The organism is Simiduia curdlanivorans, from assembly GCF_030409605.1.
GTDB lineage: Bacteria > Pseudomonadota > Gammaproteobacteria > Pseudomonadales > Cellvibrionaceae > Simiduia > Simiduia curdlanivorans.
Genome location: NZ_JAUFQG010000004.1, coordinates 2,077,947 through 2,090,904, shown reverse-complemented (window position 1 = coordinate 2,090,904; position 12,958 = coordinate 2,077,947). Strand labels below are relative to the sequence as shown.

General features: G+C 52.1%; 13 protein-coding genes. 4 read left to right on the top strand and 9 right to left on the bottom strand.

All coding sequences use genetic code 11. From position 1 onward, the window contains the following. Positions 1–22: 22 nt before the first annotated feature. The 3 genes from QWY82_RS09345 to QWY82_RS09335 all read right to left on the bottom strand — a co-directional run bounded on the left by QWY82_RS09345 (position 23) and on the right by QWY82_RS09335 (position 4,090). Complete coding sequence (locus QWY82_RS09345; protein WP_290261625.1) at positions 23–1,570, bottom strand: alkaline phosphatase family protein; 1,548 nt, start codon at positions 1,568–1,570, stop codon at positions 23–25. Continuing rightward, on the bottom strand, positions 1,563–3,206 hold the full coding sequence (locus tag QWY82_RS09340; protein WP_290261624.1) for a succinylglutamate desuccinylase/aspartoacylase domain-containing protein: 1,644 nt from the start codon (positions 3,204–3,206) through the stop codon (positions 1,563–1,565). Before QWY82_RS09340 ends, QWY82_RS09345 begins: the two co-directional genes overlap by 8 nt. Before the next feature lie 62 nt (positions 3,207–3,268). After that, positions 3,269–4,090, bottom strand: a complete 822-nt coding sequence (locus QWY82_RS09335; RefSeq protein ID WP_290261623.1) for a hypothetical protein — start codon at positions 4,088–4,090, stop codon at positions 3,269–3,271. 135 nt (positions 4,091–4,225) lie between these two features. Here QWY82_RS09335 and QWY82_RS09330 point away from each other — a divergent pair, with 135 nt between their 5' ends. Then, entirely contained in the window at positions 4,226–4,903 is a 678-nt protein-coding gene (locus QWY82_RS09330; protein WP_290261621.1) for an NUDIX hydrolase, read from the top strand. 88 nt (positions 4,904–4,991) lie between these two features. Here QWY82_RS09330 and groL read toward each other — a convergent pair whose 3' ends face one another. The 4 genes from groL to QWY82_RS09310 all read right to left on the bottom strand — a co-directional run bounded on the left by groL (position 4,992) and on the right by QWY82_RS09310 (position 8,782). Then, positions 4,992–6,629: a chaperonin GroEL gene (groL, locus tag QWY82_RS09325; RefSeq protein WP_290261620.1), complete on the bottom strand. Its 1,638-nt coding sequence runs from the start codon at positions 6,627–6,629 to the stop codon at positions 4,992–4,994. A 49-nt stretch (positions 6,630–6,678) separates the two neighbouring features. Further along, entirely contained in the window at positions 6,679–6,972 is a 294-nt protein-coding gene (locus QWY82_RS09320; RefSeq protein WP_290261618.1) for a co-chaperone GroES, read from the bottom strand. Positions 6,973–7,150: 178 nt separating this feature from the next. Further along, entirely contained in the window at positions 7,151–7,594 is a 444-nt protein-coding gene (locus QWY82_RS09315) for an FxsA family protein (RefSeq protein ID WP_290261617.1), read from the bottom strand. 168 nt (positions 7,595–7,762) lie between these two features. Beyond that, the gene (locus QWY82_RS09310; RefSeq protein ID WP_290261616.1) at positions 7,763–8,782 is read right to left on the bottom strand and encodes a DUF481 domain-containing protein; all 1,020 of its coding nucleotides are present in this window, start codon (positions 8,780–8,782) and stop codon (positions 7,763–7,765) included. A gap of 67 nt (positions 8,783–8,849) precedes the next feature. Here QWY82_RS09310 and QWY82_RS09305 point away from each other — a divergent pair, with 67 nt between their 5' ends. Next, entirely contained in the window at positions 8,850–9,161 is a 312-nt protein-coding gene (locus QWY82_RS09305; protein WP_290261615.1) for an MGMT family protein, read from the top strand. Here QWY82_RS09305 and QWY82_RS09300 read toward each other — a convergent pair. Next, positions 9,136–10,398 (bottom strand): AmpG family muropeptide MFS transporter, encoded by a 1,263-nt coding sequence (locus tag QWY82_RS09300; RefSeq protein WP_290261614.1) that lies wholly within the window; start codon positions 10,396–10,398, stop codon positions 9,136–9,138. The genes QWY82_RS09305 and QWY82_RS09300 overlap by 26 nt on opposite strands. A 105-nt stretch (positions 10,399–10,503) precedes the next feature. Here QWY82_RS09300 and QWY82_RS09295 point away from each other — a divergent pair, with 105 nt between their 5' ends. Both QWY82_RS09295 and QWY82_RS09290 read left to right on the top strand, forming a co-directional pair. Then, positions 10,504–11,385, top strand: coding sequence for an ABC transporter ATP-binding protein (locus QWY82_RS09295; protein ID WP_290261613.1), 882 nt, complete (start codon positions 10,504–10,506; stop codon positions 11,383–11,385). 12 nt (positions 11,386–11,397) lie between these two features. Further along, positions 11,398–12,387 (top strand): ABC transporter permease, encoded by a 990-nt coding sequence (locus tag QWY82_RS09290; RefSeq protein WP_290261611.1) that lies wholly within the window; start codon positions 11,398–11,400, stop codon positions 12,385–12,387. A 45-nt stretch (positions 12,388–12,432) separates the two neighbouring features. Here the strand turns inward: QWY82_RS09290 and QWY82_RS09285 are convergent, their stop codons facing one another. Beyond that, positions 12,433–12,915, bottom strand: coding sequence for a YajQ family cyclic di-GMP-binding protein (locus tag QWY82_RS09285; RefSeq protein ID WP_290261609.1), 483 nt, complete (start codon positions 12,913–12,915; stop codon positions 12,433–12,435). Positions 12,916–12,958: the final 43 nt, after the last annotated feature.

Below are 12,958 nucleotides of genomic sequence, written 5' to 3'. Positions count from 1 at the left end.
CCTGCTTTCGCTAAACAGACGGTTATTTTTTACTCGCCGGCGAATCAAAACCCGCCGCATAACGCATCACATGGTAAATATAATGTTGCTCGTGGGTGCCGTGAAATAAATGCGCCCAAGGGCCACCCGCAAATATCGCCACGTCTTCACCTCCATGGGTTTCCGAAGACAAGGGCACTAACGACTCCTGAAAAAAACCTTTCTGCTGGGTATCGACTTTTTGATGTAAATGTCGCCCGGGGTTAGGCTTTGCAACTTCGCGTGCAGCTAAACTCGCCTGCTCGGCGTAGCCTGGGCCATTAATATAACCCAAGGTGGTATAAGGTTTACCATCGGCGGCCAGTGTTGGCTCTGTGGTGCGTACACCTTTCTGGTCGGGACTGTGCACCAAGCCAAGAATGGGATTGCCACGTGCGGGATAGCCACCCATGGTAAACACATGGCTGTGGTCGGCGGTGACAATAACCAAAGTATCCTGTAAATCTACCAGTGCCAAGGCCTGTGCCACGGCATCGCTCAAGGCCTTGCCATCGCCCAGCGCCCGCGCGGCATTGCTGGCGTGATGGGCGTGATCAATACGGCCACCTTCAACCATTAAAAAGAAGCCGTTTTTATGGGACTTTAAGCGATTAATGGCCACCCGGGTCATGTCCGCAAGCGAAGGTTCTGAATATTGTTCTTGCGCGCGATCGAGATCGTAAGCCATGTGCGACGGACTAAACAAACCTAGAAGGTTTGCCTGGCTTTTAGTCTTTTCCAATGCAGATAGCTGCTCGCCATTCCAAACAAATTCACCTTTGGTCTTTGCCTGCCATTCGTCAATCAAGTTGCGCCCATCGGTGCGCTTTCCCTTTGACTCTGCATGTTCCGGGTCTTGCGCACTGGTCGGCAAGAAATTTCTTCGGCCGCCCCCCAACACCACCTCTATGCCATCACCGACGGAAAATTCAACCAGCTGTTGCGCGATATCTTTGCAACCATTTTCCCGCGCTTCATGGGTCAAGTCTGCATCATTTTCCCAATCGCGGTCGGCTGCGTGGGCATAAGTAGCGGCGGGTGTTGCGTGGGTAATGCGCGCGGTAGTCACAATACCCGTGGCCATATCGCGCTGCTCAGCTTGCTCTAAAAAGGTTTCGGTTTGATTGCCTCTACTGCTGGCGCAGTGACCCAACGCTACCTTTTGGTTGACGGAAATCAAACCGTGGCCGGTTTTAATACCAGTCATCATTGCACTCATGGTGCCGGCTGAATCTGGCGTTTGGAGGTTGGTATTATAGGTTTTCGACAGTGCTGTATAAGGCAACTTATCCCAAGCAAGGGTGTTCTCCTCACCCTTTCCGCCACGGCTTTGACCGTCGTAAATGCGCGTGGCCGTGATAGTGGAGATGCCCATGCCATCGCCGACAAATAAAATAATATTCTTTGCTTTCGCCTGGTTTGGTTTAAGCGCAAGTGCTTTAGCTATTGCCGCTTCGCCCTCGGCGTACCAAGATTCAGGGGTTTCAGCTAATGCCATTGCAGACAATGGAAACGCCAAGCATAGCAAAGCACATCGGCTCAATTTATTCATCGTCAAATCCTTCTTCCTCTGGCGTCATCGGCTTAGGTGCTTCTAGTGTGGCGGGCCTTAATTCTCGATCGAGCATACCGTCTTCATCGTCATCTTCGCCGTTCATGTCGGCCGCTTCCATCACCACCTTCTTCTGGCGCCTAGGTTGCAAAATACCAATGTGGTAGGCCGCGAAACCTGGCAACACAAATTGATCCAGCGCCATGCCCAATACGCGCCCTTCGTGTGGTGAAATAATGTCGCGTTTCTCGTTGCTGATGGGGTTAATCACCTGCCCCAATACATCGCCTTTTTTAACTTTGCCGCCCAATTTTACGGTGCTGAATAATATGCCCGATGAATTGGCCCGCACCCATGCCGAGCGATAAAATGCCGGCGAGGGCTTTGCCCACAAACTAAAGCTTGGGTACATGCCGTTTTTTTCCAGCAGAGTGTTAATGGCTTTAACACCCTCTTCCACCACTTCAACTTGCATGCGCATGGGCTCGCCAGCTTCCAAGGTAACGGCGGGAATACCCGCCCGCACCGCGGCAGCGCGCAAGGAACTGCCGTTGCCACTGGTATTAAGCACGGGAATATCGCCAAATAAATCGGCAAACTCAGCCACGGCAGGTTTGCTCATGTCGGCGCGCAACTGGGTGATATTAGTGCGGTAAAAGGAGCCTGTGTGCAAATCAACCAAGGCGTTGCAGTGTTTAATCACGTCGGTAAAAAATGCGTACGCAAGGCGCGAGGCAACACTGCCGCGATCATTGCCCGGGAAATAGCGATTCAAATCGCGACGATCGGGTAGGTAGCGGGAATTGCGGGAAAAGCCCAACAAGTTAACGATCGGAACGCCAACGACCATTCCGTGCAACTTCTTCGGATCGATGTCGTAAAGGACGCGCCGCACCATTTCGATACCGTTTAACTCGTCGCCGTGAATAGCAGCGGTTAAACATAAGGTGGGGCCATCGTGAGCGCCATTAGCCACTAACACCGGCGTGTCGACCGCCATGCCAGCAAAAGACTTTGACGGCGTCCAATCGAGCCGAGTGGTGGTCGCCGGCGGTACATCAACACCCAAAAGTCGACGCACACTGTTAGGCTTTTGGCCCACATTCTCTGTGCTCAACAGTGCCGTCTCTACCGCAGGCAACGGCTCGGCTGAGCGGTTTTCCGCACTTGGCTGCGCCGCCAGGTCTTCGGGGAAAACGGCCTGTCCGGGTGCTGGTGCAATCACTTCATTGAGATCGATATTGGCCGCCATTGGGCTTTCGCCGGCACTTGCCGATGGCGCCGCAGACTCAACAGCCTGATGTTCTGGTTCTGGTTCTGGTTCTGGCTCTGGTTCAGGCGTAGGTTTTGGCTCTAACTCCGGCTTTGGCCCGGGCTCGGCCGGCACCACTCGATCGTCACGCGGCGGCGTGGCCGCCTCACTCGGCTCGATGGCAATGTTAGAATCGGGTGCTTTGGCCTCTAAAGGCTGCTCAGATTCTAGCAGCCTCTCACTCTGCGCTGCCGCTGGTTCAGCCTGATCGAGCCGCGGTGCCGCAGCCTCTTCGGAAGGCAAGTCGGACGTTTGGCTCCAAACCGCAAGGCTAAAAACAACGAGGCAGGTAACTGCGACAAAGCGGAAACGATGAATGGCCATATATCCAGGGGGCTGCTAATTTATCAGGTGACATTGTGATAGCCCGCAGTGAAAACTGCAAACTATGGCAGCACACCAATTTTAATTTTTTCCTGATAGGCGTCCGGCGCCGTGCAATGCCCGCGAGTCCACACACCCATTCCCCGCATGGCTTGATCGTCGAGCTTAGATACGTGAAAACACTGGTCGCCTAACACCACCTCTTGAACGCCATTAACATCGGCTAGCGTATTCGCCGCAGCGCCAGACACTAGCCGCCCCGGTGCAATATCGCTAAGGCGTGTATTTAGCGCGGAATCAAATACAGTGCCTGAGCCCTGATGCCGACCCGACTGAGAAGCCTCTCGATCACCATAGGTTTCGGACCAGGCCTGCAATGCCTCGGCTTTCGACTGAGATATCGACATCAAGGGTCTCACACTGGGCTGACTATCGGGCTGACGCTTGTCTGCAACAACGTCTGCTACCGCTGGCGCCGCGACACTCTCTGCTCTAGCTATTATTGCCTCAGCTCCCATTTTTACCTCAGGGCTCGCTTCTCTCAGACTCTCCGGCCGGGCCTCAGTGGCTTGTAAGTTCAGCTTTAATACACCGATAGGCTCTGGCACGGGGCGGCTCAAGGGCAGGAGCAGTAACAAAAACACAATAAGGCCACCAAGCCCATGTAATAACAGTCGCTCCAAGCTAACTCGCCTAGGCTCAATGCATTCCCGCCGGGGAAATGAAGAGGTGAATGCAGAGACATCCAGCGCGGCCACATGGGCGCACTCAGCCGCCGTCAGCAGCTGCACACCGCCTAAATCATCGGCAAAGCTCAAAGCCGCCAGCCTATCGCCAAGGTCAGCATCTAGCTTTTCTAAAGTCTCATCCCGGCCTAAATTCATGGCAGTTGGACAGACGTGAAAAATAGAAGTTCATGCCTTAGCTCCCAATTTGCCACATAACCGGTTAATCTAGGCCGGCGTGAGTTCAAATAATTCAGAGGCTAAAAAGCCCGTATCCGAGGAGAATGGCAAGTCGTGCAAACTGCCGTATTAAAAGAAGTCACCATTGATAACGTCATCTTTGGTTTAGACGGGAACAAACTTCAGATATTGCTGGTGAAACATGCCGTTGGGGAAAGTAAGGGCTCGTGGGGTCTCCCCGGTGGCCGCATTGGCATAAACCAAGACATAGATGCAGCCGCCGCTGCCGCGCTCTACCACTTAACCGGTGCGCGCGACCTCTATCTAGAGCAATTTAGAGCCTTTGGCAAGGTAGATCGCGCCCGCGAACGGGTATTAACTATCGCCTACTACGCACTGGTTAGACCTGATAGCTGCGCTATAGCACCGGGCGAGAGCGCCGAGGCCGTCGCTTGGTTTGATATCAAAGATGTTCCCCGCCTGATATTTGACCACCGCGAAATTCTCGATTTTGGCCTCGCCTTTCTACGCCACAAGATTCGCCACGAACCCATTGGCTTTAACCTGCTGCCAGAAAAGTTTACCCTGCTGCAACTGCAGGAATTATACGAGGGCATATTAGATGTTAGCCTCGACAAACCCAATTTCCGTCGCAAGATGACCAAGATGAATCTGTTGGTTTCCTGCAATGAAAAACAACAAGGCGTGGCCCATCGCGCCGCCACCTTGTACCGCTTCGATCCGGCAGTTTACGAGAGCTTAATGGAGCAAGGTTTCGTCTTCGTGGTGTAAGTTACAACGGCTATCGCGTCTTAAATTAAAAAGATCGCCATAAAAAAACCGCCTTTCGGCGGTTTTTTTATGGCGCGTAGGCGCGCAGTTACATCATGCCGCCCATGCCACCCATGCCGCCCATATCAGGCATTGCTGGGCCTTTTTCTTCAGGTAAATCAGCAACCATAGCTTCAGTGGTGAGCATCAAGCCAGCGATAGAAGCCGCTGCCTGCAGCGCAGTACGGGTTACCTTGGCTGGATCGAGAATACCCATTTCCAGCATGTCGCCGTAGGTGCTGTTACCGGCGTTGTAACCGAAGTTACCAGTGCCATTTTTCACCTTGTCGGCCACAACTGACGCTTCTTCACCAGCGTTGGTCACGATTTGACGCAGTGGCGATTCCATCGCACGACGGGCAAGATTAATACCCGCAGTTTGATCTTCGTTGTCGCCAACCAAATCTTTGATGGCAGCAACAGCGCGAATCAATGCAGTACCACCGCCAGGCACAACGCCTTCTTCAACTGCTGCACGGGTTGCGTGCAAGGCATCTTCAACGCGCGCCTTTTTCTCTTTCATTTCAACTTCGGTGGCCGCGCCAACTTTGATCACCGCAACACCGCCGGCTAGTTTAGCCACGCGCTCTTGCAGTTTCTCACGATCGTAATCAGAAGAGGTGTCTTCGATTTGAACCCGAATTTGTGCAACGCGCGCCTGAATGTCGGCAGCATTACCAGCACCATCAACGATGATGGTATTTTCTTTGCTCAAGGTTACGCGCTTGGCGCTACCTAAATGCTCGAGTGTGGTGCTTTCTAGGTCCAAACCGATTTCTTCAGAAATAACAGTCGCACCGGTCAACACCGCAATATCTTGCAGCATGGCTTTACGGCGATCGCCGAAACCTGGCGCCTTACACGCGGCAACTTTCACGATGCCGCGCATGTTGTTGACAACTAAAGTCGCCAAAGCTTCGCCTTCAACGTCTTCGGCAACAATGATCAGTGGCTTGCCAGATTTAGCGACGGCTTCCAACACGGGCAATAATTCGCGAATGTTAGATACCTTCTTATCAACCAACAAAAGATAGGGGCTGTCGTGTTCAGCAATCATATTGTCTTGGTTGTTAATGAAGTAAGGTGACAAATAACCGCGGTCGAACTGCATACCTTCAACGATATCCAATTCGTTCTCTAAGCTATTGCCTTCCTCAACGGTGATAACGCCTTCTTTACCAACTTTATCCATGGCTTCGGCAATGATGCCACCGATAGATTCATCGGAGTTGGCAGAAATAGTACCAACCTGAGCGATAGCTTTGTTGTCTGTGCAAGGCTGCGCGATAGATTTAATGTGTGCAACCGCTGCGATAACAGCTTTGTCGATACCGCGTTTTAAATCCATTGGATTCATGCCAGCGGCAACAGCTTTCAAACCTTCGTTAACGATGGATTGTGCCAATACGGTTGCGGTGGTGGTGCCATCACCGGCGTCGTCAGAAGCTTTAGAAGCCACTTCCTTCACCATTTGTGCACCCATGTTTTCAAACTTGTCTTCTAGACTGATATCTTTTGCCACCGATACACCGTCTTTGGTTACGGTTGGTGCGCCAAAAGATTTCTCGAGTACAACGTTGCGGCCTTTTGGACCCAGAGTGATTTTTACCGCGTCGGCTAAAATGTTCACGCCTTTCAGCATTTTCTGGCGAGCGTCATTGCCAAATTTTACGTCTTTTGCAGCCATGTTTAATTCCTCAAATTCAGTTTACGTGGGGGGGTGTTGAATCTAATGATTAGTCTTCCAACACGCCGTAAATTTCACTTTCGCTCATGATGATCAGCTCTTCGCCGTCGATCTTTAGCGTGTTGCTGTCGGCGTAACGGCCGAACACAACTTTATCGCCAACCTTCACGGTGCAGGCGCGAACATCGCCGTTATCCAATACGCGACCAGCGCCTACTGCAACCACTTCACCTTGGTTAGGTTTTTCTTTTGCAGAGCCGGCCAGCACGATGCCACCCGCTGATTTGGCTTCTTCTTCTTTGCGGCGAACCACAATGCGGTCATTTAATGGACGAATTTTCATGGATTTCTCTCCAGTACTAGCGTTTGTTTAACACTGATTAAGACTGACCTTTCGGTCCGAACCTTGAAATAAAGCCGAATTGGCATTTTTCAAGCGCTCGAAACAAAAAGGGGTTTCAAATTTCGTGAAGTCTAAATGGGGGGGGCGATGGAGGATTTCAACACCCACAACAAAATAATTATGGCTCGCGGCGGTATTCACCTTCGATAACATCGGGCCTAGGCGCCTTGCGCGTGGCATCGTTGGCGGCGAAACCACCGGCCATAAATACCCTGCCCCGACTACGCTTGAGCAAACCACCCACCAGCATTGACCGAATACCGGGTGTCAAACACAGGAAACCTACGGCATCGGTGATGAAACCGGGCACCAACAGCAGTAGACCACCGGCGGCTAGGAATACGCCCTGTACTAACTCTTCGGCCGGCAACTCCCCCGCTGCCATTTTTTGCTGGGCGCGCAGGAGTGCGCTAAAACCCTGTATGCGCAATAAAGTCACGCCCAAGAGTGCGGTCAATATCACCATCAATACCGTCGTCAGTGGCCCAATGGCACTACCGACCTTGATCAATAGCCACAATTCGGCCATGGGTAAGACAATGAACAACAGTAACAACGGCATAGATAGCTCCTTTCCTAATTCCCTAGATGGTTACGATTTAACCAAATTCAACCCATCGTGCGCTGAATCCAACCCTTTTAAAGATACAAAAAGCGCCACGGGTGCCGAATGCTGGGCTTCAGCCATAAAAAAACCCAGCCGAGGCTGGGCTTTCCTACCGGCCTATGACTACCACTGGTAACCCACACCGACGGTAATGCGCGTATCTAAGCTTTTGGTGTCTTGCTGAGGCTGATTATCGTAATCGTACTCATGCTTTATCTCGCCGAAGATGCCACCAAAGATAGGCATCAAAAAGCCGGTATCGGCATCGAACTGCCAATTGTCGTTGTTTTCGTTAGAGACCGAGTAGTTGCTAATGTGGAAAAATTCCCCGCCAAAATCAAACTTGTAGCGGTAATTCAGGCCCGCGGTCCAAGCGGCGCGCTTATCTTGGCTCTCAAAATCCGGCTCGGGCACTTCCGGCGTTACAAAATACTCATCTACCCAGGACGCTCCCAAACGCAAACTCAAGGCGGTGATGTCATTTTCCCAAAACTGATAACCCAAACCGGTACCGGCGCGGGTTTTCGATTCAATAGCTTTAGCGTCATCAAAGCTATAGGCCAAGGTGTTGGTCCAGAACCAGCGCTCTGCAAAAAACCAGTCAAATTGATACTCCGCCAAACCGCGCTCCTGCTTGGGGTCTGGATCTTTTTCCTTGGAGTCGAACTGCAGTATGCCACCATGGCGATAATCGCCCCGTCGATAGACGTTGTAAGCATCCAATACCCAAGTATCTTCAATCTTGTTACCGCGATCTTGAAAGCCAGTCACACTGATTTTACCGGTGTAAGTGGAGGACCCCATCAAATAATCTTCATAGGGCTCAACCTTGTTGATGGTTAACAGCGGCGTGTCGCCCGTGGTACCACCGGAGCAGCTAAATAACACCTTGGGGCCATCCATACCCACGAGTGCACAGGGTTCCTCGTGGCCATCGATCTTGACCAACTCACTGCTTTCCAAGTTATCGATGGCGGATTTTGGCACGGTAATTTCGCCCAAGGATTCGGATAGCCAAACCAGATTATCGGCATCCATACTCTTGATTTCACCGGCCAATATATCGCCGTTCTTAAATTCTAATTTGCCAGCAAATGCCGACTGCGCCAGTATGAGCACCAGCAAGCTCAGAAACCATTTCATGACATCTCCATTACACTTTCGCGCGAGTTAAACAATTTCGCGAATTTTAAACGAATTTAGTCCAAAAATGACAGATAAAGAATTTCAAACCCACATTTATCAGCTGCTGTATGGCATTCCGGCGGGCAAGGTAACCAGCTATGGACGACTGGCGGCTATGGCCGGCTTTCCTAAACGGTCGCGTATGGTAGGGAAAATTCTGAAAGACTTACCCCAAGGCGGCAAACTACCCTGGTTTAGGGTGACCACCTCCACTGGGCGGCTAGCCTTCGCCCTCGACTCAGCCAGCTATAAACGTCAACGGCGCTTACTCGAAGCCGAAGGCGTGGTTTTCGAGCAAGGCAAAGTCCCGATCAAGCGCTATTTGTGGTGCCCCTAAGCTCAGCACTAGCGCCCCAGGGCGCCACTAAAAATAACAACAGCATGCCGGGAATGGCCACCAGCGCGCACAACATGAAGAACGGATACCAGCCCAATACTTCCACTAACCAGCCCGTACTGGCGTTAACGAAAGTGCGTGGAATTGACGCCAACGCGGTAAACAGCGCCAACTGGGTGGCGGCGAATAGCGGGCTGGTTTCCCGCGCTTGAAAGGCCGTGAAAGCCGCCGTTCCCAAACCAACGCCTAAATACTCGGCGGCGATAACCAAGGCTAGATAAGTATTATTTGGCTCCTGCAGCGCGAGCCAAGCAAAGCCCAAGATAGTGGTTAATTGCACCACGCCAAATATCCACAGGGCGCGGTTTATGCCCCAGCGCAACATTAACAAACCGCCCAAAAGCCCACCCACAATCGCCGGCCAAAGCGCCGCATTCTTAGCCACTAAGCCTATGTCACTCAAGCTGTAACCGAGGTCTATATAAAATGGCGATGAAAGTGCCGTGGCCATGTTGTCACCTAATTTATAGAGCAACATAAAGAGCAACAGCAAAGCCGCCCCCAACAAGCCCTTGCGCCCGATAAACTCTTTGAACGGCGCCACCACCGAACTGAAAAACGTACGCTGCCGCAACTCGAGCTGTTTGGGCTCAACAAACCAAAACGTTGCCGCAATCGCGACCAACATAAATCCGGCAACGATGCTAAACACCCACGACCAAGCGAGGTGATCCGCGAGAATCAAGGCTAATGAACCCGGAATTAAGCTCGACAAACGGTAAGCCTGCACATTAATCGACAAGCCAATACCCAGCTCGGCATCGGGCAATATTTCGCGCCGAAAAGCGTCCAGCACGATGTCTTGGGTGGCACTAAAAAAAGCCACCAGCGCACTGAGTGTGGCCACTAGCATGAGCGAGCTTTTGGGGTCGATAAAACCTAAAGCGGCGATAGAGGCGAGTAAGCTCAATTGCGTGGCCAGCATCCAGCCGCGCCGGCGCCCCAAGAGCGGCAAGCTGTAGCGATCGAGCAACGGCGCCCAGAGAAACTTCCACGTATAGGGGAAACCGATTAACGCAAATAAGCCGATTTCGGCGAGACCCACGCCTTCTGTGCGCAGCCATGCTGGCACAAGCTGGATCAATACATACAGCGGCATGCCCGAGGCAAAGCCCGTGGCCACACACACCAACATACGCCGGTTAAAAATTGACCTGCGGTAAAATGCCCAATCCATATAACCCCCATTTCCAACCGGCACGGTAACAGAATCCCCGCGCTGGCCGCCAGTTGTTATACTGCTGAGCCTCAAAAGCCCAAGCCTAATCGAAGACTTAATGTTGTGAGCAATCTACTCGACGTAAAAAACTTAACCAAGCGCTATGGCGAAGCCGCCGCTGTTAATGGCATCACGTTTTCTATTCAGCAAGGCCATTGCTTCGGTTTACTCGGCCCCAATGGCGCCGGCAAAACCACCACCATTGAGATGATAGAGGGCATCACCCCCATTTCAGAGGGCGAAATTTTATATAAAGGTACTAAGCAAGATCAGCGCTTTAAAAACGAGGTGGGTATTCAATTTCAATCCACCGCGCTGATGGATCACTTGACTGTTGCCGAAGTACTGGCCCTGTTCGCTGGGCTTTACCCGCAGCACACGGCCATAGCAGACCTAGTGCAGCAATGCCAATTGGGCGAATACCTTAATCGCGACGCAGCCAAACTCTCCGGCGGCCAACGCCAGCGGTTGTTGCTGGCGTTAGCGCTGATTAATGACCCCGCCATCGTATTCTTAGATGAACCAACCACCGGTCTGGACCCGCAATCGCGGCGAAATTTCTGGGATCTGGTGGAGCGCATTAAAGCCCAAGGCAAAACCATTGTGCTTACCACCCACTATATGGATGAGGCGCAGTACCTGTGTGATCAGCTGGTGATTATGGACCGGGGCAACATCATCGCCCAAGGCAGCCCCGAGGCCTTGTTAGCCGAGCATTTTCATCAGGTGTTTGTATGCCTCGAAGTAGCAGCCCTGTCAGAGCAGCAAGCCAAAACGCTCGGTGCCGAACGCCATCGGGATCAATGGCAAATTGCCGCCAATCAGGTGGAAACCACCCTAAACCAATTACTCGCCCACAATGTTGCGCTCACCAGCTTACAAATTCGCACGCCGACATTAGACGATTTATTTTTAAAGCTCACCGGTCACACGCTGCGCGATTAATGGAATGATGCTATGAAACGCCTTTTCGCCTTATTTATGGCGCGCAACAAAGAGTACTACCGGGACAAGAGCTCGCTGATTTGGTCTTTTGTCATGCCGCCACTGATCATTGGCTTGGTGGCACTGGCCTTTAACAATGGTGGCCAAAAGTTGTTCAAAGTGGGCGTGCTCGACAGCGAAACTGCCGTCACCTTATTCGACCCCGCCTTTACCCGCTTCGTGCCAGTGACCGAGCTCGACTATGGCCAGCAGCGCATCGCCCATCATCAATTGGATCTGTTAGTTGACCAAACAACCCAGCAATATTGGTTAAACCCGAGTAGTGAAAAAGGTCGCGTGTTGGAGGCCCTAATTGCACAAAAAGGTAACTGGCAACGGCAAGAAATAAGCGGCCAGGCCGTGCGCTATGTGGACTGGGTGGTCCCCGGCATTCTGGGTATGAATTTAATGTTTTCGGGCTTGTGGGGCATCGGCTATGTGATAGTGCGGTACCGAAAAAACGGCGTGCTAAAACGCTTACAAGCCACACCGGTTCACCCGGTAGAGTTTATCGGCGCACAAATCGCATCGCGCATGATTATCATGCTGATGGTGTCCAGCATCGTGTATCTAAGCTGTGACTTATTCCTAGATTTTCTCATGCTAGGCAGCTACTGGGATTTACTGCTTATCGCCATCCTGGGCAACTTGAGCGTGCTATCGCTCGGCCTATTGGTGGCGGCGCGAAGTGCCAGCGAAGAGTTCGCCAACGGCTTGCTCAACTTTGTAAGTTTCCCCATGCTAATGGTGTCGGAAGTTTGGTTCTCGCTCGACGGCGCACCGGCCTGGCTCAACGCTATCGCCAACCTCAGCCCTCTAACCCACATGGTAAAAGCCGCGCGCGCGGTGATGGTAGACGGCGCCAGCCTAGGCCAAGTCAGCGATCACTTAGCGGCGTTGGTGCTGATTACGACGCTCCTGATCGGGCTAAGCGCTTGGCTATTTCGCTGGCAGGAGAAATAGCCAAGGCGCCGCTTAATCGCTGACGCGGTTAAAAGCATTGAACAGTTAATCGCGGAAGTTATCAAACTGCAGCGGCATCTCAATATCTGACGCCCGCAACATGGCGATAACCTCTTGTAGGTCGTCGCGCTTTTTGCCGGTCACGCGCACCTGATCGCCCTGCACTTGCGACTGCACTTTCAGCTTTTTATCCTTAATCATCTTGACAATTTTGCGACACAAGTCGGCATCTAAGCCGGTGCGCACGGTCACCGCCATGCGCGTCAGCTTACCGCTCATAACCGGTTCAGCCACCTCCAAACAGGCGATATCAATACCCGCCTTGTGCAAGGCGCCTTGAAAGATATCGAGCATCTGGCGCACCTGAAACTCCACCTCGGCAATCAGCGTCACCACATAATCCTTGCGTTCAAAACTGGCATCGACACCCTTGAAGTCAAAGCGCGTGGTGATAATTCGTGTAGACTGATCCACACAGTTGGTCAGCACTTGCTTATCGACTTCAGAAACAATATCAAAGGTGGGCATAATCAATCTCTCCTAAACAATGGCGCGATAATAGCAGATCTAC

Coding starts and splice junctions, on each gene's coding strand:
- QWY82_RS09310 (WP_290261616.1), bottom strand. CDS start 8,782: ATGAAATGGTTTCTGAGCTTGCTGGTGCTCATACTGGCGCAGTCGGCA.
- QWY82_RS09340 (WP_290261624.1), bottom strand. CDS start 3,206: ATGGCCATTCATCGTTTCCGCTTTGTCGCAGTTACCTGCCTCGTTGTT.
- QWY82_RS09285 (WP_290261609.1), bottom strand. CDS start 12,915: ATGCCCACCTTTGATATTGTTTCTGAAGTCGATAAGCAAGTGCTGACC.
- QWY82_RS09335 (WP_290261623.1), bottom strand. CDS start 4,090: ATGAATTTAGGCCGGGATGAGACTTTAGAAAAGCTAGATGCTGACCTT.
- QWY82_RS09290 (WP_290261611.1), top strand. CDS start 11,398: ATGAAACGCCTTTTCGCCTTATTTATGGCGCGCAACAAAGAGTACTAC.
- QWY82_RS09320 (WP_290261618.1), bottom strand. CDS start 6,972: ATGAAAATTCGTCCATTAAATGACCGCATTGTGGTTCGCCGCAAAGAA.
- QWY82_RS09315 (WP_290261617.1), bottom strand. CDS start 7,594: ATGCCGTTGTTACTGTTGTTCATTGTCTTACCCATGGCCGAATTGTGG.
- groL (WP_290261620.1), bottom strand. CDS start 6,629: ATGGCTGCAAAAGACGTAAAATTTGGCAATGACGCTCGCCAGAAAATG.
- QWY82_RS09305 (WP_290261615.1), top strand. CDS start 8,850: ATGACAGATAAAGAATTTCAAACCCACATTTATCAGCTGCTGTATGGC.
- QWY82_RS09345 (WP_290261625.1), bottom strand. CDS start 1,570: ATGAATAAATTGAGCCGATGTGCTTTGCTATGCTTGGCGTTTCCATTG.
- QWY82_RS09300 (WP_290261614.1), bottom strand. CDS start 10,398: ATGGATTGGGCATTTTACCGCAGGTCAATTTTTAACCGGCGTATGTTG.